Here is a 17,984-nt window from a genome sequence, read left to right on the forward strand (position 1 = left end):
AAATGAAGCGCAAGCCTAACCCGCTTGGCGTGCAGATGCATGCATCACAGGTGTGACCGCAGGGTTCTGCCTTTTCAGCGCAGGGCGAGTACCGCTGCCCATTGTTCGGCCGTCACCGGCATCACCGACAATCGGCTGCCTTTTTGCACCAGCGGCAATTCGGCGAGGGCGGTTTGTTGTTTCAGGTAGCCAAGGCCCAGCACCTTTGCAAAGGTCTCGACGTGGGCCACGTTGAGTGCAGTCCACGGGTTTTTCTCCGGCGTGGCTTTGGCATCGAAGTAGTGGCTTTCGGGTTCCAGCGCGGTCGGGTCCGGATAGGCCGCCTCGACAATTTTGCCGATACCGGCAATGCCCGGCTCAGGGCAACTGGAGTGGTAGAAGAAAAACTCATCACCAACGGCCATGGCGCGCAAAAAGTTGCGTGCCTGATAGTTGCGCACCCCGTCCCAGCGCGTTTCACCGAGCTTTTCCAGGCCTTTGATGGAGAGTTCATCGGGCTCGGATTTCATCAGCCAGTAGGCCATTTTTGGGCTCCTGAAAAAGGCATTGGATAAGTTGTCAGGCAATTCCATGACAAACCGACAGTCGGTTGGCGTCAAGGTTTGCGTGTTGGGTCACGTTACCGCAGAATGCCCGCTTTTAAGCTTGACGCAGCTGCAACGGACTACTTTGGAACGTTGTTGTCATCGTGTACGAGGTGCCTGAAGGGGGGCAATCGATGCAACGTAAACCGGATTTACTATGGATTTTGGTTATTTTGTTTGGCCTGGGCGTCGTGACCACCGGATATGCCCAGAGCTTGTGGTCGAACAAGACCGATGCACCGGTTGAACTGGCTCAGCAGCAGCCACAACCGTTCAAGCGCTAACACTGCTTTTTAAGGCGTCGCTGGTTCCAGCGACGTTTCTGCGACATACCATTTTTTATCGGTGACCGTGCCAGCCAATGGCACATCCCAGCTTGCCTGTGCCAGGCGCTCGACCTTCTGACATTCATGGGCCAGGCCCAGCAGCGTGGGTTTTCGCCAGTTTTTGCGCCGAGCCAGGTAGGCCAGGCTGCGGTCATAAAACCCACCGCCCATGCCCAGTCGCCCACCCACATCATCGAAGCCCACCAGCGGCAACAGCACCAGGTCCAGCGCCCAAACTTGGCGCTGGCGGTTGGCATTTACGTGCGGCTCAAGGATGCGAAAGCGGTTGGGCAACAACTTATCTCCAGGCCGCACACGCTGGAACACCATCTTGGTGCGCGGCCAGGCACTGAGTACCGGCAGATAAGTGGCCTTGCCCCGGCGCTGGGCAGCGCGCAGCAGCAGGCGCGGATCGATTTCACCGTCCGTGGGCAGATATAAAGAGATATGTTTGGCCCGGCGAAACAACGGGTGCTGTGCCAGTTGCCGATACAGGCCGTGAGCGGCCTTGCGCTGCTCGCTCGGCGTAAGCGCGCGGCGGGCTTTGCGCAACATGCGTCGAAGTTGCGGACGGGAAAGCGGCGCAGGTTCGGTCATGGTTGTTCGGCTCATAAAACAATGCCAGTCCTGGGACTGGCATTGAGTTTGGGAATTCAGGCTCCCCGACAGAGCCGCTGTCGACTTAGCCCTTGAACCCGAAAGTTCAAGGTGGAAGATGCAGTAGGCTTTAAGGCTTTCCGTCTAGCGGACATGCACACCAGCCCAACGTGCAACTTCCAGGGTAGTGCGAATCGGCTCAGGGACATCGCCGACTGGCAAACACGCCAGGGAGTGGGGCGAGTATACCTTAAACAGACGCGTCAATCAGCCCTTGGGTGGCTCTGGCTCGGTAGAAAGTGCCAGATCCACGCGTTCGAGCAGGTCACGCACTTGCTCACGCGTCGAGCCGCTGGCCTGCACGTCAGGCCGTTCCTGCTTATGCAGCAGATCGTGGGTAATGTTCAGTGCGGCCATCACGGCGATACGGTCGGCGCCGATGACTTTGCCGCTGCTGCGGATTTCACGCATCTTGCCGTCCAGATAGCGGGCAGCACTCACCAGATTGCTACGTTCTTCCTGGGGGCAGATGATCGAATATTCTTTGTCGAGGATCTGCACGGTAACGCTATTGCTTGAACTCATGAGTCTTGCTCCAGGGCCTTCAGGCGCGAAATCATCGATTCGACCTTACGCCGGGCGATTTCGTTTTTTTCAATGAGGTGAGCGCGTTCCTCGCGCCAGGTCTTTTCCTGAGCTAATAGGAGTCCGTTTTGACTCTTAAGTTGCTCGACCCGATCAATTAGCAGTTCGAGTCTGGCCATCAGCGCTTGCAGGTCGGTGTCTTCCATTGGGTTCCACTGGATTTGTCTGATGAATGGCAACTTCAGGATAAACGATCTGACGCCCTCGATAGTCTTGGTACGTCTGCCGGTGCTAGGATACAGCGCTTCATTCTAGACATTGCGCCGTCTGGCGCCTAGCTCACCATGCCTATTCAGAACTCCCCGTACGACGCTTTTTCCAAACTGCTGAGCTCCAGCGGTCATCCTTGCTCGCCTGCCGAACTGCACGGCGTGCTGTTGGGCCGCAGCTGCACGGGCGTTGGCTTCGATGCCGACAACTGGCTGGCCGATGTGGCCGAGCTGCTGGAAACCGAACCTACCGAGAACGTGCGTAACGCGCTGATCGGCCTGCAAGAGATGGTTAAAGGCGAGCTGACCGGTGATGACGTCACCGTCGTTCTGCTGCTGCCGACCGACGATGCACCGCTCACCGAACGCGCCGCCGCACTGGGCCAATGGTGCCAGGGCTTCCTGCACGGCTTTGGCGTGAACGCCGGCGGCCTAGAGCTGAGCACCGACGCCAAGGAAGTGTTGCAAGACCTGGCGGCCATCTCCCAGGTGCAAGATGCCCTGGAAGAATCCGAAGACGGCGAAGGCGACTATATGGAAGTGATGGAATACCTGCGTGTCGCGCCGCTGCTGTTGTTCACCGAGACCAAAAAATCCGCTGAGCCCGCCGCACCCAAGCCGTCGCTGCACTAAGTAAGGAAGCCCATCTGCCCATGATCCATATCCCGAAAGCGGAATACACCCGTCGCCGCAAGGCGCTCATGGCGCAGATGGAACCCAACAGCATCGCGATCCTGCCGGCCGCCGCCGTGGCCATCCGCAACCGTGATGTCGAGCACGTCTACCGCCAGGACAGCGACTTCCAGTACCTGAGCGGCTTCCCTGAACCTGAAGCTGTGATCGTGCTGATGCCCGGTCGCCAGCATGGCGAGTACGTGCTGTTCTGCCGCGAGCGCAACGTCGAACGCGAACTGTGGGACGGCCTGCGCGCCGGCACCGAAGGCGCCATTCGCGACTTTGGTGCTGACGATGCGTTCCCCATCACCGATATCGACGACATCCTGCCCGGCCTGATCGAAGGCCGCGACCGGGTGTATTCGGCCATGGGCAGCAACGCCGAATTCGACCGGCATCTGATGGAGTGGATCAACGTGATCCGTTCCAAGGCGCACCTGGGCGCCCAGCCGCCGAACGAATTTGTTGCCCTGGATCATCTGCTCCACGACATGCGCCTGTATAAATCGGCGGCAGAAGTGAAGGTGATGCGCGAGGCTGCGCGAATTTCCTGTGCGGCCCACGTCAAGGCGATGCAGGCCAGCCGCGCGGGGTTGTATGAGTTCAGCCTCGAAGCCGAGCTGGATTACGAGTTCCGCAAGGGCGGCGCGAAGATGCCGGCCTATGGCTCCATCGTCGCCGCCGGGCGCAACAGCTGCATCCTGCACTACCAGCAGAATGACGCGCTGCTCAAGGACGGCGACCTGGTGTTGATCGACGCCGGTTGCGAGATCGACTGCTACGCCAGCGATATCACGCGCACGTGGCCGGTCAGCGGCAAGTTTTCGCCAGAACAAAAGGCGATCTACGAGATTGTGCTGGCCTCCCAGGAAGCCGCCTTCGCCCAGATTGCGCCGAACAAACATTGGAACCAGGCCCACGAGGCGACCGTGCAGGTCATCACCGCCGGGCTGGTGAGGTTGGGGCTGTTGCAAGGTAACGTCGACGAGTTGATCGCCAGCGAAGCCTACCGTGCCTTTTATATGCACCGCGCCGGCCACTGGCTGGGCATGGATGTGCACGATGTGGGCGAATACAAAGTGGGCGGTGAATGGCGAGTGCTGGAAGTGGGCATGGCCTTGACCGTGGAGCCGGGGATTTATATTTCGCCGGACAACCAGAACGTGGCAAAGAAATGGCGTGGCATTGGCGTACGCATCGAGGATGACGTGGTAGTGACCAAGCAAGGCTGTGAAATTCTGACCGGTGGTGTGCCTAAAACTGTCGCTGAGATCGAAGCGCTGATGGCGGCTGCCCGATGAGCCGGGTCAACCTGGCGATTATCGGTGGTGGCCTGGTGGGTGCCAGCCTGGCGTTGGCCTTGCAGGCCGGCGCCAAGGCGCGGGGTTGGAAGATCGTGCTGATCGAGCCATTTGCCCCAGGCGACACTTACCAACCGAGCTACGATGCACGTTCTTCGGCGTTGTCTTACGGTGCCCGTCAGATCTATCAGCGCCTGGGTGTGTGGCAGGACATCTCCCGCCGCGCCGAGCCGATCAAGCAGATCCACGTGTCTGACCGTGGGCGTTTCTCCACTGCGCGCTTGTCCGCCATGGAGGAGGGCGTGCCGGCCCTCGGCTATGTGGTGGAAAACGCCTGGCTCGGACAGTGCCTGTGGCAAGGCCTGGACAAAGAGGTGGTGAGCTGGCGCTGCCCGGCGGAAGTCACACGTATGGAGCCGCTGCCCGACGGCTATCGCCTGACCCTCAACGATGAAACCGTGCTGGACTGCGACCTGGCGGTATTGGCCGATGGCGGCCGCTCCGGTTTGCGCGAGCAGTTAGGTATTGGCGTGAAAACCCGCCCTTACAACCAGAGCGCGCTGATCGCCAACATCACCCCAAGCGAAGCCCACAACGGCGAGGCCTTCGAGCGTTTTACCGATGAAGGCCCGATGGCCCTGTTGCCGTTGCCGGACAACCGCTGCGCGCTGGTGTGGACACGCATCGGCATGGACGCCCAGCGTTTGGCCAGCCTCGATGAGCGCAGTTTCTTGAGCGAACTGCAGGGCGTGTTCGGCTATCGCCTGGGCACCCTCAAGCAAGTCGGCGCACGGCACCTGTACCCGCTGACGCTGGTGGAGGCCGAAGAACAAGTGCGCTCGCACCTGGCGATCCTCGGCAATGCCGCCCACAGCCTGCACCCGATTGCCGGGCAGGGGTTCAACCTGTCCCTGCGCGATGCCAATGCCTTGGCCGAAGCCTTGTTGGCCGGGCCGCAGGTGCCGGGAGACTTGGCGACCTTGCAGCGCTACCGCGAAAGCCAGCACCTGGACCAGAAGCTCACAGTGGGCTTCTCCGATCAAGTCACACGCCTGTTTGGCAGTGCCCAGCCGTTAGTGGCTTTGGGCCGCAACATGGGCCTGCTTGGCCTGGACCTGCTACCGCCGGCCAAACGCTGGTTCGCCCGTCAGGCCATGGGCTTGGGTACGCGCCCCGATGCGTAAGTGGTTGATCCAACGTTTGGGTAAAGCGCGGCTGTTGCGTTGGGTCATGACCCTTTATCCGCCTTATCTCGGGGCGGGGATAAGCGTGCAGCACATGAGCGCTGACTTTCGTCATGTCAAAGTGCGCATGGGCCTGGGCTGGTACAACCGTAATTACGTCGGCACGCAATTTGGCGGCAGCCTGTATTCGATGGTTGACCCGTTCTACATGTTGCTGTTGATGGAGAACCTGGGCCGCGACTACATCGTGTGGGACAAGGCCGCGAGCATCGACTTTGTGTCGCCGGGCAAAGGCCCGGTGTACGCCGAGTTCTCCATCGACGACGCCTTGCTGGACGAGATTCGCCGGCAAACCGAAGGTGGCGAGAAGTACCTGCCCCACCTCAAGGTCGAGATTCATGACGGCTCCGGCACCCTGGTGGCGCGGGTCGACAAAACCCTTTACGTGCGGCGCAAGCCGCCAGCAAAGCAGGCTTAAAGCATGGACATGCGCGCAGATGTGCTGATTGTCGGGGCCGGAATGGTCGGAAGCGCCCTGGCGCTCGCGTTGCAGGGCAGTGGCCTGCAGGTGCTGCTGCTCGACGGCAGCCCGCTGAGCGTCAAGCCATTTGACCGTGAGGCTGCCTTCGAGCCACGGGTGAGCGCGTTGTCGGCCGCGAGCCAGCGCATCCTTGAGCGCCTCGGCGTGTGGGACGGCATTGTGTCGCGGCGCGCCAGCCCTTATGGCGAGATGCAAGTGTGGGACGGCAGCGGCACCGGGCAGATCCACTTCTCGGCGGCCAGTGTGCACGCCGAAGTGCTTGGGCATATCGTCGAGAACCGCGTGGTTCAGGACGCGCTGCTCGACCGCCTGCATGACTGCGACCTGGGCCTGCTGGCCAACGCCCGCTTGGAACAGATGCGCCGCTCCGGCGATGACTGGCTGCTGACCCTTGCCGACGGCCGCACATTGCGTGCACCGCTGGTGGTCGCCGCCGATGGCGCCAACTCCGCCGTACGCCGCCTGACCGGCACAGCGACCCGCGAGTGGGATTACTTGCATAACGCCATTGTCACCAGCGTTCGCAGCAGCCAGCCCCACCAGCGCACGGCGTGGCAGCGCTTTACCGACACTGGCCCGCTGGCGTTTCTGCCATTGGTGCGCGAGGGGCAGGAAGACTGGTGCTCGATCGTCTGGTCCACCACACCGGCCGAATCCGAGCGCCTGATGGCGCTGGATGATGAAAATTTCTGCCGTGAGCTGGAGCGCGCCTTTGAAGGGCGGCTCGGCACGGTGCTCAGCGCCGATCCACGTGTGTGCGTGCCATTGCGCCAACGACACGCCAAACGCTACGTGGCAGAAGGCCTGGCGTTGATCGGCGACGCGGCCCACGTGATCCACCCGTTGGCGGGGCAGGGCGTAAACCTGGGTTTCCTCGATGCGGCGGTGCTGGCCGAGGTGCTGCTGGCAGCCAATGAACGCGGTGAGCGCCTGGCTGATGTGAAAGTTTTGAGCCGCTACGAACGTCGGCGCATGCCGCATAACCTTGCGCTGATGGCGGCTATGGAAGGGTTTGAGCGCCTGTTCCAGGCCGACCAGTTGCCATTACGCTGGCTGCGCAACGCCGGGCTGAAAATGGTCGACCAGATGCCCGAAGCCAAGGCCATCTTCGTCCGCCAGGCCTTGGGCCTGACCGGCGACCTCCCGGAGCTGGCCAAACCCTGAGGGCGCCTGAGTACCCTGTGGGAGCCGGGCTTGCCCGCGATGGGGCCATTGGCCCCAGCACAAATCCCAGCCATGCAACATCTCGTAACGCCTCCACCAAGCGCTACCAAATGTGAGTCCTTATCATTTGCCCTCTTTTTGCAAATGAGAGACCGCACCCATGTTGGCACCCAAGCGCCTCCTGACTGCCCTGGCACTCACCCTTATCGGCAGCACCACCGTGCAGGCAGCCGACGAAGTCGTGGTCTACTCCTCGCGCATCGACGAACTGATCAAGCCGGTGTTCGATGCCTACACCAAAAAGACCGGCGTGCAGGTGAAGTTCATCACCGACAAGGAAGCCCCGCTGATGCAGCGCATCAAGGCCGAAGGCGAGAACGCCACGGCTGACCTGTTGCTCACCGTGGACGCCGGCAACCTTTGGCAGGCTGAGCAAATGGGCATCCTGCAGCCGTTCACCTCGGCGGTGATCGACAAGAATATTCCGCTGCAATATCGCTCCTCTAACCACGCCTGGACCGGCTTGAGCCTGCGTGCACGGACCATCGCCTATTCCACCGACCGGGTAAAACCCGGTGACCTGACCACTTACGAAGCCCTGGCCGACAAGCAATGGGAAGGCCGCTTGTGCCTGCGCACGGCGAAGAAGGTCTACAACCAGTCGCTGACCGCCACCCTGATCGAAACCCATGGCGCGGCCAAAACCGAGGAAATCGTCAAAGGCTGGGTCAACAACCTGTCCACCGACGTGTTCTCCGACGACATCGCGGTGCTGGAGGCGATCAACGCCGGGCAATGCGACGTGGGGATCGTCAACACCTACTACTACGGCCGCCTGCACAAGCAGAAGCCAGACCTGGCGGTAAAACTGTTCTGGCCGAACCAGGGCGACCGTGGCGTGCACGTGAACCTGTCGGGCATTGGCCTGACTAAGCACGCGCCGCATCCGGAAGCGGCCAAGGCATTGGTCGAGTGGATGACCACGCCTGAGGCGCAGCAGATCTTTGCCGATGTGAACCAGGAGTTCCCGGCCAACCCGGCGGTGCCGCCATCAGCAGAAGTGGCGACCTGGGGCAAGTTCGTGGCTGACACCTTGCCGGTGGAAGTGGCAGGCAAGCGCCAGGCTGAGGCTATCCGCCTGATGGATCGCGCCGGCTGGAACTAACTACAATTTGCAGGCAAGCGCCGAACTAAATGTGGGAGCGGGCTTGTGTGGGAGCTGGCTTGCCTGCGATAGCATCACCCAGGTGTAACTGACACACCGAGGTGCTGCTATCGCAGGCAAGCCAGCTCCCACATTGCTTTGTGTTCACCTTGAATTTTTTACCAACCTGAGAGCTAGCCCTTGGCCCACCCCGCCCAACGCCGCTGGTACCTGCCGGTCTTCAGCGTCGCCGCCCTGGTGCTGTTGCCGCTGAGTGTGCTGTTGCTGTCCTGGCAAAGCATTGATGCGCAAATCTGGTCGCACCTGTGGGACACCCAGATGCCGCGCTTGATGGGCAATACCCTTACTTTGGTGCTGGGCGTCGGTGTGGGCGTGACCCTGCTGGGCGTGAGCCTGGCCTGGTTGACCAGCCTCTGCGAGTTTCCTGGGCGGCGCTGGCTCGATTGGGCCTTGATGCTGCCTTTTGCCATTCCCGCCTACGTACTGGCCTTTGTGTTTGTCGGCCTGCTGGATTTCGCTGGCCCGGTGCAAAGCCTGCTGCGTGAATGGTTCGGCACCGGCCTGCGGCTGCCGCGCGTGCGCTCCACCAGCGGCGTGATTATCGTGTTGGTGCTGGTGTTCTACCCCTACGTCTACCTGCTGGCGCGCACGGCGTTTCTTGCCCAGGGCAAAGGGCTGATGGAGGCGGCACGTGTGCTCGGGCAATCGCCCTGGCAAGCGTTCTGGCGCGTCGCGCTGCCCATGGCACGGCCGGCGATTGGTGCCGGCGTGGCCCTGGCCTTGATGGAAACCCTGGCGGATTTCGGCGCGGTCTCGGTGTTCAATTTCGACACCTTCACCACCGCCATCTACAAGACCTGGTACGGCTTTTTCAGTCTTTCCAGCGCTGCCCAACTGGCCAGCCTGTTGCTGCTGGTGGTGATGCTGGTGCTGTACGGCGAACGGCGAGCCCGCGGTGCCAGCCGCCCAAGCAACGAGCGGCCACGGGGCCAGGCGTTGTATCACTTGCGAGGGTTCAAGGCGGCAGCGGCCAGCACGTGGTGCGGGTTGGTGTTCGCCTGCGCCTTTGTCATCCCCATGCTGCAACTGGTCGCCTGGTTCTTGCAGCGCGGCCGCTTCGACCTGGATGAGCGCTACACCGGCCTGATCGTTCACACCCTTTACTTAGGCGGTATCGCGGCGCTGATCACGGTCAGCGTGGCGTTGATACTCGCCTTCGCCAACCGGCTGGCGCCGACACGGGCGATTCGCTCTGGTATCAGCCTGGCTAACGTCGGCTATGCCTTGCCGGGTTCGGTGCTGGCGGTGTCGATCATGTTGGCATTCAGCTACCTGGACCGAGAGCTGGTGGTACCGCTCTCGGGGTGGCTCGGCGGCGCGGGCAAACCCTTGCTGCTTGGCAGCCTGTCGGCACTGGTGCTGGCCTATCTGGTGCGCTTTCTGGCGGTGGCCTACGGGCCGTTGGAAAACAGCCTGGCGCGAATCCGCCCGTCGTTGCCGGAAGCGGCACGCAGTCTCGGGGTAAGCGGGCCACGACTGTTTTGCAAAGTGTATCTGCCGTTATTGCTGCCGGGCACGTTGAGCGCAGCGTTGCTGGTGTTCGTCGATGTGCTCAAGGAAATGCCCGCAACTTTGCTGATGCGCCCATTTGGCTGGGACACCCTGGCGGTTCGCATCTTTGAAATGACCAGTGAAGGCGAATGGGCGCGAGCCTCGTTGCCGGCGCTGACCCTCGTACTGGTGGGGTTACTGCCGGTCATCGGCTTGATCCGACGCTCTGCGAGGCAAATCGGTTAGGTGCCAGTCCTACGGCTTGCGGCTACAATGCGCGGCATTCGGTGCGCTTCGTCTTTCGGAGCGAGTCGCTGGGCGTGGCTGCAGGCCTTGTAATTCAAGGTGTTCAGCGCAAACAGCAGCTCCGCGCACCTTCGCCAAGCCCGGAAGGAGAAACCCATGGGACAGCGTACGCCTCTGTATGACCTGCATCTCGCCCTCGGCGCGAAAATGGTCGATTTTGGCGGTTGGGATATGCCTCTGCACTACGGCTCGCAAGTTGAAGAACACCATCAGGTGCGACGCGACTGCGGGGTGTTCGATGTATCTCATATGACCGTGATCGATGTCACCGGCCCTCAGGCCAAGGAATGGCTCCAGCACCTGCTGGCCAATGATGTCGATCGTTTGCATGGCTGCGGCCGTGCGCTCTACAGCGCCATGCTCAATGAGCAGGGCGGCGTGGTGGACGACATGATCGTCTACCGCACCGAAGCCGGTTACCGGTTGGTGGTCAACGCAGCCACCCGCGACCAGGACATGGCCTGGATGCAGGCGCAACTGGGCAACTATTCGGTGCAACTGCAGGAGCGGCCCGAGTTGGCCATGCTCGCCATTCAGGGTCCCCATGCCCGGCAGAAAATCGCCGAACTGGTCACCCAGTCGCGCAGCAACCTGATTCATCAACTCAAGCCCTTTGAAGGCCAGGCCGACGGTGACTGGTTTATCGCCCGTACCGGCTATACCGGTGAAGACGGCCTGGAAATAGTCCTGCCTGCCGATCAGGCGCCAGGCTTTTTCAACGACCTGGTCGGCGCGGGTATTTCACCCATTGGTCTTGGCGCCCGCGATACCCTGCGCCTGGAAGCCGGCATGAACCTGTATGGTCAGGATATCCACCAGGATGTTTCGCCCTTGGCGGCTAACATGGCCTGGAGCATTGCCTGGGAACCTGCCGGTCGCAACTTCATTGGTCGCAGCGCGCTGCAAGCAGAGTTAGCGGCGGGTGTGCAGTACAAATTGGTCGGGCTGGTACTGGAGGAGCGTGGGGTTTTGCGCGCTCACCAAGTGGTTCGTATCGCCAATGTTGGCGAAGGAGAGATCACCAGTGGTAGTTTCTCTCCTACGCTGAGCAAATCCATTGCCCTGGCGCGCGTACCGACGGCCACCGCCGATCGGGCCGAAGTGGAAATCCGCGGCAAGTGGTACCCGGTTCGAGTGGTCAAGCCGACCTTCGTACGCCATGGCAAAACCTTGATCTAACTATTTCCGGCAGGCCGAAGGCCGCTGACATTTCTTCTTGAGGACACAGATTATGAGCGATATCCCAGCTGACCTGCGTTTTGCCGAAAGTCACGAATGGGCCCGTCTGGAAGCCGACGGCACTGTGACCGTCGGGATTTCCGACCATGCACAGGAAGCGTTGGGTGATGTGGTGTTTGTTGAGCTGGCGGAAGTTGGCGCCCAGTTTGAAGCTGAAGGCCAGGCTGGCGTGGTTGAGTCGGTGAAGGCTGCTTCGGATATCTACGCCCCGATTGCTGGCGAAGTGATTGCCGTCAACGAGGAACTGAGTGGCAGCCCTGAGCTGTTGAACACCGACCCTTACGGCGCCTGGATCTTCAAGCTCAAGCCAAGCAACCCGGCCGATCTGGAAAAACTGCTGGATGCTGCGGGTTACAAAGCTGCCATCGGCGAGTAAACACGACACAAATCAATGTGGGAGCAGGCAAGCCAGCTCCCACATTGATTGTTGCAAGCCAACGCTTTTTTGTTTAACCCGCTTTCAATACCGCTTTAACCGCCGCAACCGACCGCTCTACGTCCGCCTCTGTCATCGCCGTGAACATCGGCAACGACACGATCAAACGCCCAACACGTTCCGACACCGGGAACATGCCTTCCTTGAAACCCTGTGCCCGATACAGGCTCAGCAGGTGGATCGGCGGGTAGTGATAGCCAATGCCGACGCCATGCGCCTGCATCTGTTCCATGAAGGTGGCGCGTGCCGGCTTGCCATCCTGACGCTCCGGCAATACCAGTTGGAACAGGTGCCAGTTGCTGTTTTCGAAGTCTGCCGGTGGCAGTTGTGCGCCGTATTGCGCTTCGAAATCACTGCCGAAGCATTTGAAGTAGTGGCGCGCCAGGTTCTGGCGATGGGCAGTGATCTTCTCGATATGAGCGAACTGGCCCAGGCCGATGGCTGCGGCAATGTCGGTCATGTTGAACTTGCCGCCCAACACATCTACGTCCAGGCCATCGAAACCCGTGCGGGTAACGCCCTGCAAGCGATATTTCTCGGCCAGGCGGGCTTCTTCGGCATTGTTCAATACCAGGCAACCGCCCTCGGAAGAGGTGATGTTCTTGTTGGCCTGGAAGCTGAAGGATACAAAGTCGCCGGTTGCGCCAATGCGTTCGCCATCCCAGCTGGAACCCAGTGCCTGGGCGGCGTCTTCGACGATACGCAGGTTGTACTTGTTGGCCAGTGCATACAGCATCGGCATGTCCAGGGGCAGGCCCGCCAGGTACACCGGAATGATCGCCTTGGTACGTGGGGTGATTGCAGCTTCTACTTGGGCCAGGTCGATATTGCGGGTTACCGGGTCGATATCGGCAAATACCGGCGTGGCACCGACTTCCAGGATCACGTTGGCAGTGGCGACCCAGGAGATCGGCGTGGTGATGACTTCGTCCCCTGGGCCAATCCCGGCGATGCGCAGAGCAATTTCCATGGTGCAGGTGCCGGAGTTGAACGTCCGCACCGGCCGGCCGCCAAAGTATTCCGACAGCTGTGCTTCGAACGCCTGCACTTTTGGCCCGCTGGTGATCCAGCCCGAGCGCAGTACATCGCCGACCGCCGAGATGGTGGCTTCATCAATGGTAGGTTTGGAAAACGGCAGAAAGGGCTGTTGGCTCATAACGACGAAGGCATCCGTTTCAGATAGGCGATGAGTAATAAACGTATCAGTACCGCATGGTTGCACGGTTCGACTGAATATAGCCTGTCACACGTGAATGAATCGTCATGTTACGAGCAAAAAAATGCCGCTCCCAAAGAGCGGCATTTTTTATGGGCGCTTTACTCGGTCACAGCGTTTTTCGCGAGGATAGCGTTGGCCAATTCCATATCGGTGGCCTTGAGGCCTGGGTTGTCAGCGCGGACTTTCTGCATGGCGGCTTCCAGGTATGGACCGCGGATGCCGCCGTCGCTGGCAACAAAGCTGCCTGCGTCGTCTTGGGCGGCGACCACCAGCTTGTGGTCCTTGAAGGTCAGGTACGTCGAGCCGGTAGTAGCGCCCGATGAAATGACATTACGCCAAAAGCTGTCGGCCATGGCTGAACCGACAGGAAGGGAAAGCACAGCGAGGGTTGCGACAGCATATTTGAAACGCATGATGGGTGACTCCGACTGGGTTATCTGAACAGTTTGATTGTAGTTAGCTCAGTCGAGTTCCATCACTGACTAAACAGTTTCGACCTGTAAAACCACGCCGTCCTGACCAATGACACGTACTTGAGCGCCTATCGGGGTATCCGGGCCAGTGGCCATCCACACGCCATCACCGACTTTTATCTTGCCCCGGCCATCGACGATGGCCTGGTGCACCACAAACGTGCGGCCAACCAGCTCCGAGCCACGCATGTTCAGCCCCGGCTGGTCGCTGACCTTGGCGCTGCTGCGTTGGCGTTTCCACCAATAGACGGCGGTCAAAATCGACAGCACGGCGAACAGCAGCAGTTGCCATTCCAACCCCAGCGGCGGCACCACGAACTTGATCACGCCTACAGCGGCAGCGGCGATGCCCATCCACAGCAGGTAACCGCCGGCGCCGAACACTTCAAGAATCAACAGCACCGTGCCCAGTGCCAGCCAATCCCAGAACGACAGATGCTGCAGGAATTCCCACATGGCAGTTGCCTCAGCCTTTCTTGTTGTCGAAGGTTGCCTTGACGATTTCGCCGATGCCACCGACGGCGCCAATTACCTGGCTGGCTTCCAGCGGCATCAGGATGACTTTGCTGTTGTTGGCCGATGCCAGCTTGCCCAGGGCATCGATGTATTTTTGCGCGACGAAGTAGTTAACCGCCTGCACGTTGCCCGACGCGATGGCCTCGGAGACCACTTGTGTGGCACGGGCTTCGGCCTCGGCCTGACGCTCACGGGCTTCGGACTCCAGGAAAGCCGCCTGGCGACTGCCCTCGGCCTCAAGGATTTGCGCCTGTTTTTTACCTTCGGCCGTCAGGATCGCCGATGCCCGCAGGCCTTCGGCTTCCAGGATCTGCGCACGCTTGATCCGCTCGGCTTTCATCTGGCCGGACATGGCGGCCATCAGGTCGGCAGGCGGGCTGATGTCCTTGATCTCGATGCGGGTGATCTTGATGCCCCACGGCGCTGTGGCTTCATCCACGGTACGCAGCAGCTTTTCGTTGATGCCGTCACGCTGGCTCAGCATGGCATCCAGCTCCATGGAGCCAAGCACGGTGCGGATGTTGGTTTGCAGCAGGTTGCGGATGGCGTGCTCGAGGTTATTGACCTCGTAGGCGGCCTGGGCGGTGTTGACCACCTGGAAGAAGCACACGGCGTCGATCTGCACGGTGGCGTTGTCGGCGGTGATCACTTCCTGCGGTGGAATATCCAGCACGCTTTCCATCACGTTTATCTTGCGACCGATGCGGTCCATGATCGGAATAATGATGTTGAGGCCGGGCTTGAGTGTGTTGGTGTAGCGGCCGAAACGCTCGACAGTCCACTGGTAGCCCTGGGGCACCACTTTAAAGCCCATGAACAGGATGGCAACGGCCAAACCCACGAAAAGAAGCAGTACGGTTCCGATCTGCATAGCGATTCCCTATCTGATGGTGTCAGTGATGCGACGTGTGGCCGATTGTAACGGCCCAGTCACGGATAAGGACGGTTTCACGGGCGAACAATCAAATCATTTGTTTCTGAATCCCCAGGCGTTACCCGTAATACCTCTGCCAGGGTGGTCAGCCCGGCGTTCACTTTGTCGATACCAGCCATGCGCAGGCTGCGCATGCCTTGCTCCACTGAGGCCCGGCGTAGAGCCTGCACGTCGGCACCTGGGGTGATCAGCGCCTTGAGCGCCTCGCTCATCGGCATGATTTCGTAGAGCCCGGCGCGGCCTCGATAACCACTTTCGCGGCATCCTGCACAGCCGACAGCTTCATGCGCGGTGCCCGGCGCGCCCACCGCGCGTTTGCAGTGAGGGCATAAAAGCCGCACCAAACGCTGCGCCATCACCCCTATAAGGGTAGCCTTGATCAAATAATGAGCAATGCCAAGCTCCTGCAACCGGCTGATGGCGCTGGGCGCATCATTGGTGTGCAGCGTCGACAGCACCAGATGCCCGGTCAATGCGGCCTGAATCGCCATTTCTGCGGTTTCCCGGTCACGGATCTCACCGATCATGATGATGTCCGGGTCCTGGCGCAGCAGGGCGCGGACGCCGCTGGCGAAGGTCAGGTCGATGTTGTGCTGCACCTGCATCTGGTTGAAGGCCGGTTCAATCATTTCAATCGGGTCCTCTACCGTGCACAGGTTGACCTCGCGGGTTGCCAGTTGCTTGAGCGTGGCGTAGAGGGTGCTGGTCTTGCCGGAGCCGGTTGGCCCGGTGACGAGGATGATGCCGTTGGCCTGGCCGGTCATGGCGTGCCAGCGTTGTTGGTCGTCATCTGACAAACCAAGCTGGTCAAAATCTTTCAGCAGCACCTGTGGGTCGAAAATCCGCATCACCAGTTTTTCACCAAACGCTGTTGGCAAAGTCGAAAGGCGCAGTTCCACCTCTATGCCCGCCGGGCTTTTGGTCTTGACCCGGCCGTCCTGGGGTTTGCGTTTTTCCGCGACGTTCATCCGACCCAGGCTCTTGAGGCGGCTGACCACCGCCATCGTGACCTGAGGCGGAAACTGATACACATCGTGCAGCAGCCCGTCGATGCGAAAACGCACGCGGCCTTGGTCGCGACAGGGTTCGACATGGATATCACTGGCCCGCTGCCCAAAGGCGTACTGCAACAGCCAGTCGACGATAGTGACGATATGCGCGTCATTGGCATCCGGCTCCTGATCGCTGGCGCCGAGGCTGAGCAGTTCGACATTGCCGGCCACCGTCGCCTTTTGATCGGCGCCGCTGACGGATTTGGCCAAGCGGTAGAACTCGCCGATGCAGCGCTCAATAGCCTTGGGGTTGGCGACCACGCGCTTGATCGAGCGCTTGAGCACCTGTGCCAACCCGGCTTCCCAGTCGCGGACATGGGGCTGGGCGCTGGCGACGGTGACGGTCTGCGCATCCACGGCCACCGCCAGGATCCCGTGGCGCTGTGCAAAGGCGTGGGACATCAATGGCACTACCGTTGCCACGTCTATCTTGAGCGGGTCGATACGCAGATAAGGCTGCCCGACCTGCGTGGCCAGCCATTGCGTCAAGGTTTCCAGGCACAGCCCGTGGGCTGCGATGCATGCCAGAGGGTGTTGTTGGGTAGCGGGCGCCGCCGCCAGTGAATGTGCCACCTCTGCGGTTATCAGCCCTTGCTCGACCAGCGTCGGCAGCAACTGATGCAGTTCCAGGCGGTGAGTGTGCAAGGCGGTAGGCATGGGCATTTCCTGGCAGGCGTCGGGTGTAAACCCAGGCTAGCCTGCCCCCGAACATCCACCTTCCCATGAGTATTGCCGGCTTTTACAGGCTGGCCGCCGTCATCGCTGCAGGCCGCAGAGAGTCAGCTCGCCACACTTCCAGCGAGCAGACGCTGATCAGGTTTCTAATCTTTTCACCGATCACCTGGGCGCGGTGCCAGCTCAAACCGTCCATGACGATATCAATGTTCAACAGGTCGTCTTCACGGCTCACATTGACCTGTTGCGGGGTCAGGAACTGCAAAGCGAAATAGTTGAGCACCCGGCACAGCACGTCCGGCTCGGCCTCGGCGACGATCTGATAATGCGCCTGGCAATGGGCGCTGTTGACAGCCCAGGCGTCGACGCGTGCGGGAGTGTGGGTGGTTTCGACGGCGTGCATGCTGACTCTCCAAATTCGACTGGAGAAATTTTTACATTCGCGGGCGGAGATTTCTTATCTAAGATGGGCCCTATCTGCGATTTATTGAATAGAACAATTCAGGATAAGCACATTCAAAGGTATTTTTATGCACAGTGAGTTGGACGCCTACGACCGCCGTATCCTGGCGCTGCTGCAAGAGGATGCTTCGCTGTCCAGTGCTCAGATCGCCGAACAGGTGGGCCTGTCCCAGTCGCCGTGCTGGCGGCGTATCCAGCGGCTCAAGGAGGAAGGGGTGATTCGCGGCCAGGTCACATTGCTGGACCGCAAGAAGATCGGCCTTAACACGCAGATTTTTGCCGAGGTCAAACTCAACGCCCACGGCCGTTCCAACTTCACCGAGTTCACCGAAGCGATTCGCGGGTTTCCGGAAGTGCTGGAGTGTTATGTGCTGATGGGTGCGGTGGATTTTCTGCTGCGCATCGTCACCTCGGACATCGAGGCGTATGAGCGGTTTTTCTTCGAGAAGCTGTCGATGGTGCCGGGGATTCAGGAGGTGAACTCGATCGTGGCTTTATCGGAGATCAAGTCCACCACCAGCCTGCCAGTCTTGCGTTGATAAGGCCTGCCTCATCGCGGCATAGGTATCTACACAACCGGTTAGTGGCCAGTGGGCTGTTGTGGCGAGCAGGCTTGTCCTGCGTTGGGCCGCGAAACAGCCCCAAACCCAGACACTGAATTCTTTCAGGAAAATTGCAGTGCCTTTACTGGGGCCGCTTCGCGGCCCAACGCAGGACAAGCCTGCTCGCC

Annotated in this window: 21 protein-coding genes and 1 other RNA gene; 11 read left to right on the top strand and 11 right to left on the bottom strand. The window is 60.4% G+C overall.

Annotation, left to right across the window (positions count from 1 at the left end; translation table 11 throughout):
* Positions 1–74: 74 nt before the first annotated feature.
* On the bottom strand, positions 75–524 hold the full coding sequence (locus tag HBO23_RS05045; RefSeq protein ID WP_099550293.1) for an EVE domain-containing protein: 450 nt from the start codon (positions 522–524) through the stop codon (positions 75–77).
* A 194-nt stretch (positions 525–718) separates the two neighbouring features.
* Here HBO23_RS05045 and HBO23_RS05050 point away from each other — a divergent pair, with 194 nt between their 5' ends.
* On the top strand, positions 719–868 hold the full coding sequence (locus HBO23_RS05050; RefSeq protein ID WP_010207387.1) for a hypothetical protein: 150 nt from the start codon (positions 719–721) through the stop codon (positions 866–868).
* Positions 869–877: 9 nt separating this feature from the next.
* Here the strand turns inward: HBO23_RS05050 and HBO23_RS05055 are convergent, their stop codons facing one another.
* The 4 genes from HBO23_RS05055 to HBO23_RS05070 form a co-directional block, all read right to left on the bottom strand.
* Positions 878–1,507, bottom strand: coding sequence for a 5-formyltetrahydrofolate cyclo-ligase (locus HBO23_RS05055; RefSeq protein ID WP_099550294.1), 630 nt, complete (start codon positions 1,505–1,507; stop codon positions 878–880).
* Positions 1,508–1,565: 58 nt separating this feature from the next.
* Positions 1,566–1,744: non-coding RNA, 6S RNA (ssrS, locus tag HBO23_RS05060), on the bottom strand.
* A 30-nt stretch (positions 1,745–1,774) separates the two neighbouring features.
* On the bottom strand, positions 1,775–2,092 hold the full coding sequence (locus HBO23_RS05065) for a cell division protein ZapA (RefSeq protein ID WP_017135267.1): 318 nt from the start codon (positions 2,090–2,092) through the stop codon (positions 1,775–1,777).
* Positions 2,089–2,298, bottom strand: coding sequence for a TIGR02449 family protein (locus tag HBO23_RS05070; protein ID WP_003177365.1), 210 nt, complete (start codon positions 2,296–2,298; stop codon positions 2,089–2,091). Before HBO23_RS05070 ends, HBO23_RS05065 begins: the two co-directional genes overlap by 4 nt.
* Positions 2,299–2,436: 138 nt before the next feature.
* Here HBO23_RS05070 and HBO23_RS05075 point away from each other — a divergent pair, with 138 nt between their 5' ends.
* The 9 genes from HBO23_RS05075 (at position 2,437) to gcvH (ending at position 11,863) form a co-directional block, all read left to right on the top strand.
* The gene (locus HBO23_RS05075) at positions 2,437–2,994 is read left to right on the top strand and encodes a YecA family protein (protein WP_017135268.1); all 558 of its coding nucleotides are present in this window, start codon (positions 2,437–2,439) and stop codon (positions 2,992–2,994) included.
* 20 nt (positions 2,995–3,014) lie between these two features.
* Positions 3,015–4,337: a Xaa-Pro aminopeptidase gene (gene pepP / locus HBO23_RS05080; RefSeq protein ID WP_170036752.1), complete on the top strand. Its 1,323-nt coding sequence runs from the start codon at positions 3,015–3,017 to the stop codon at positions 4,335–4,337.
* Positions 4,334–5,521 (top strand): 2-octaprenyl-6-methoxyphenyl hydroxylase, encoded by a 1,188-nt coding sequence (gene ubiH, locus HBO23_RS05085; RefSeq protein ID WP_170036754.1) that lies wholly within the window; start codon positions 4,334–4,336, stop codon positions 5,519–5,521. Before pepP ends, ubiH begins: the two co-directional genes overlap by 4 nt.
* The gene (locus tag HBO23_RS05090; RefSeq protein WP_017135271.1) at positions 5,514–5,999 is read left to right on the top strand and encodes a DUF4442 domain-containing protein; all 486 of its coding nucleotides are present in this window, start codon (positions 5,514–5,516) and stop codon (positions 5,997–5,999) included. The genes ubiH and HBO23_RS05090 overlap by 8 nt, the downstream gene beginning before the upstream one ends.
* A gap of 9 nt (positions 6,000–6,008) precedes the next feature.
* Positions 6,009–7,226 carry a 2-octaprenyl-3-methyl-6-methoxy-1,4-benzoquinol hydroxylase gene (locus HBO23_RS05095; protein WP_170037053.1) on the top strand — a complete coding sequence of 406 codons (1,218 nt, stop codon included), beginning with the start codon at positions 6,009–6,011 and terminating at the stop codon, positions 7,224–7,226.
* 160 nt (positions 7,227–7,386) lie between these two features.
* Entirely contained in the window at positions 7,387–8,391 is a 1,005-nt protein-coding gene (locus HBO23_RS05100; RefSeq protein ID WP_017135273.1) for an extracellular solute-binding protein, read from the top strand.
* A 180-nt stretch (positions 8,392–8,571) separates the two neighbouring features.
* Positions 8,572–10,188 carry an iron ABC transporter permease gene (locus tag HBO23_RS05105; protein ID WP_170036756.1) on the top strand — a complete coding sequence of 539 codons (1,617 nt, stop codon included), beginning with the start codon at positions 8,572–8,574 and terminating at the stop codon, positions 10,186–10,188.
* Positions 10,189–10,344: 156 nt separating this feature from the next.
* Positions 10,345–11,427, top strand: a complete 1,083-nt coding sequence (gene gcvT / locus HBO23_RS05110; RefSeq protein ID WP_099550298.1) for a glycine cleavage system aminomethyltransferase GcvT — start codon at positions 10,345–10,347, stop codon at positions 11,425–11,427.
* A gap of 52 nt (positions 11,428–11,479) precedes the next feature.
* Positions 11,480–11,863 (top strand): glycine cleavage system protein GcvH, encoded by a 384-nt coding sequence (gene gcvH, locus HBO23_RS05115; RefSeq protein ID WP_017135276.1) that lies wholly within the window; start codon positions 11,480–11,482, stop codon positions 11,861–11,863.
* A gap of 73 nt (positions 11,864–11,936) precedes the next feature.
* On the opposite strand, the gene HBO23_RS05120 is transcribed toward gcvH, so the two are convergent.
* From HBO23_RS05120 to HBO23_RS05145, 6 genes are all read right to left on the bottom strand, one after another.
* A complete protein-coding gene (locus tag HBO23_RS05120) occupies positions 11,937–13,079 on the bottom strand; it encodes a DegT/DnrJ/EryC1/StrS aminotransferase family protein (protein WP_056860748.1) in 1,143 nt (380 codons plus the stop codon).
* A gap of 161 nt (positions 13,080–13,240) precedes the next feature.
* Entirely contained in the window at positions 13,241–13,555 is a 315-nt protein-coding gene (locus HBO23_RS05125; protein WP_017135278.1) for a DUF2388 domain-containing protein, read from the bottom strand.
* Positions 13,556–13,624: 69 nt separating this feature from the next.
* Positions 13,625–14,071 (bottom strand): NfeD family protein, encoded by a 447-nt coding sequence (locus tag HBO23_RS05130; RefSeq protein ID WP_017135279.1) that lies wholly within the window; start codon positions 14,069–14,071, stop codon positions 13,625–13,627.
* Between the two features lie 10 nt (positions 14,072–14,081).
* Entirely contained in the window at positions 14,082–15,002 is a 921-nt protein-coding gene (locus HBO23_RS05135; RefSeq protein ID WP_017135280.1) for an SPFH domain-containing protein, read from the bottom strand.
* 77 nt (positions 15,003–15,079) lie between these two features.
* Positions 15,080–16,774, bottom strand: coding sequence for a GspE/PulE family protein (locus tag HBO23_RS05140; protein WP_170036758.1), 1,695 nt, complete (start codon positions 16,772–16,774; stop codon positions 15,080–15,082).
* An 82-nt stretch (positions 16,775–16,856) separates the two neighbouring features.
* Positions 16,857–17,195, bottom strand: a complete 339-nt coding sequence (locus HBO23_RS05145) for a hypothetical protein (protein ID WP_017135282.1) — start codon at positions 17,193–17,195, stop codon at positions 16,857–16,859.
* A 127-nt stretch (positions 17,196–17,322) separates the two neighbouring features.
* Between HBO23_RS05145 and HBO23_RS05150 the strand changes: the two genes are divergently transcribed.
* Positions 17,323–17,793 carry an Lrp/AsnC family transcriptional regulator gene (locus tag HBO23_RS05150; RefSeq protein ID WP_003195279.1) on the top strand — a complete coding sequence of 157 codons (471 nt, stop codon included), beginning with the start codon at positions 17,323–17,325 and terminating at the stop codon, positions 17,791–17,793.
* Positions 17,794–17,984 lie beyond the last annotated feature (191 nt).

The sequence above is a fragment of the Pseudomonas sp. WS 5532 genome, from assembly GCF_012985445.1.
Classification (GTDB): domain Bacteria; phylum Pseudomonadota; class Gammaproteobacteria; order Pseudomonadales; family Pseudomonadaceae; genus Aquipseudomonas; species Aquipseudomonas edaphica.

Excerpts from the sequence above, each read along its gene's own strand:
- HBO23_RS05045 (WP_099550293.1), bottom strand. The coding sequence starts at position 524 with ATGGCCTACTGGCTGATGAAATCCGAGCCCGATGAACTCTCCATCAAA.
- HBO23_RS05050 (WP_010207387.1), top strand. The coding sequence starts at position 719 with ATGCAACGTAAACCGGATTTACTATGGATTTTGGTTATTTTGTTTGGC.
- HBO23_RS05055 (WP_099550294.1), bottom strand. The coding sequence starts at position 1,507 with ATGACCGAACCTGCGCCGCTTTCCCGTCCGCAACTTCGACGCATGTTG.
- HBO23_RS05065 (WP_017135267.1), bottom strand. The coding sequence starts at position 2,092 with ATGAGTTCAAGCAATAGCGTTACCGTGCAGATCCTCGACAAAGAATAT.
- HBO23_RS05070 (WP_003177365.1), bottom strand. The coding sequence starts at position 2,298 with ATGGAAGACACCGACCTGCAAGCGCTGATGGCCAGACTCGAACTGCTA.
- HBO23_RS05075 (WP_017135268.1), top strand. The coding sequence starts at position 2,437 with ATGCCTATTCAGAACTCCCCGTACGACGCTTTTTCCAAACTGCTGAGC.
- pepP (WP_170036752.1), top strand. The coding sequence starts at position 3,015 with ATGATCCATATCCCGAAAGCGGAATACACCCGTCGCCGCAAGGCGCTC.
- ubiH (WP_170036754.1), top strand. The coding sequence starts at position 4,334 with ATGAGCCGGGTCAACCTGGCGATTATCGGTGGTGGCCTGGTGGGTGCC.
- HBO23_RS05090 (WP_017135271.1), top strand. The coding sequence starts at position 5,514 with ATGCGTAAGTGGTTGATCCAACGTTTGGGTAAAGCGCGGCTGTTGCGT.
- HBO23_RS05095 (WP_170037053.1), top strand. The coding sequence starts at position 6,009 with ATGCGCGCAGATGTGCTGATTGTCGGGGCCGGAATGGTCGGAAGCGCC.
- HBO23_RS05100 (WP_017135273.1), top strand. The coding sequence starts at position 7,387 with ATGTTGGCACCCAAGCGCCTCCTGACTGCCCTGGCACTCACCCTTATC.
- gcvT (WP_099550298.1), top strand. The coding sequence starts at position 10,345 with ATGGGACAGCGTACGCCTCTGTATGACCTGCATCTCGCCCTCGGCGCG.
- gcvH (WP_017135276.1), top strand. The coding sequence starts at position 11,480 with ATGAGCGATATCCCAGCTGACCTGCGTTTTGCCGAAAGTCACGAATGG.
- HBO23_RS05120 (WP_056860748.1), bottom strand. The coding sequence starts at position 13,079 with ATGAGCCAACAGCCCTTTCTGCCGTTTTCCAAACCTACCATTGATGAA.
- HBO23_RS05125 (WP_017135278.1), bottom strand. The coding sequence starts at position 13,555 with ATGCGTTTCAAATATGCTGTCGCAACCCTCGCTGTGCTTTCCCTTCCT.
- HBO23_RS05130 (WP_017135279.1), bottom strand. The coding sequence starts at position 14,071 with ATGTGGGAATTCCTGCAGCATCTGTCGTTCTGGGATTGGCTGGCACTG.
- HBO23_RS05135 (WP_017135280.1), bottom strand. The coding sequence starts at position 15,002 with ATGCAGATCGGAACCGTACTGCTTCTTTTCGTGGGTTTGGCCGTTGCC.
- HBO23_RS05140 (WP_170036758.1), bottom strand. The coding sequence starts at position 16,774 with ATGCCTACCGCCTTGCACACTCACCGCCTGGAACTGCATCAGTTGCTG.
- HBO23_RS05145 (WP_017135282.1), bottom strand. The coding sequence starts at position 17,195 with ATGCACGCCGTCGAAACCACCCACACTCCCGCACGCGTCGACGCCTGG.
- HBO23_RS05150 (WP_003195279.1), top strand. The coding sequence starts at position 17,323 with ATGCACAGTGAGTTGGACGCCTACGACCGCCGTATCCTGGCGCTGCTG.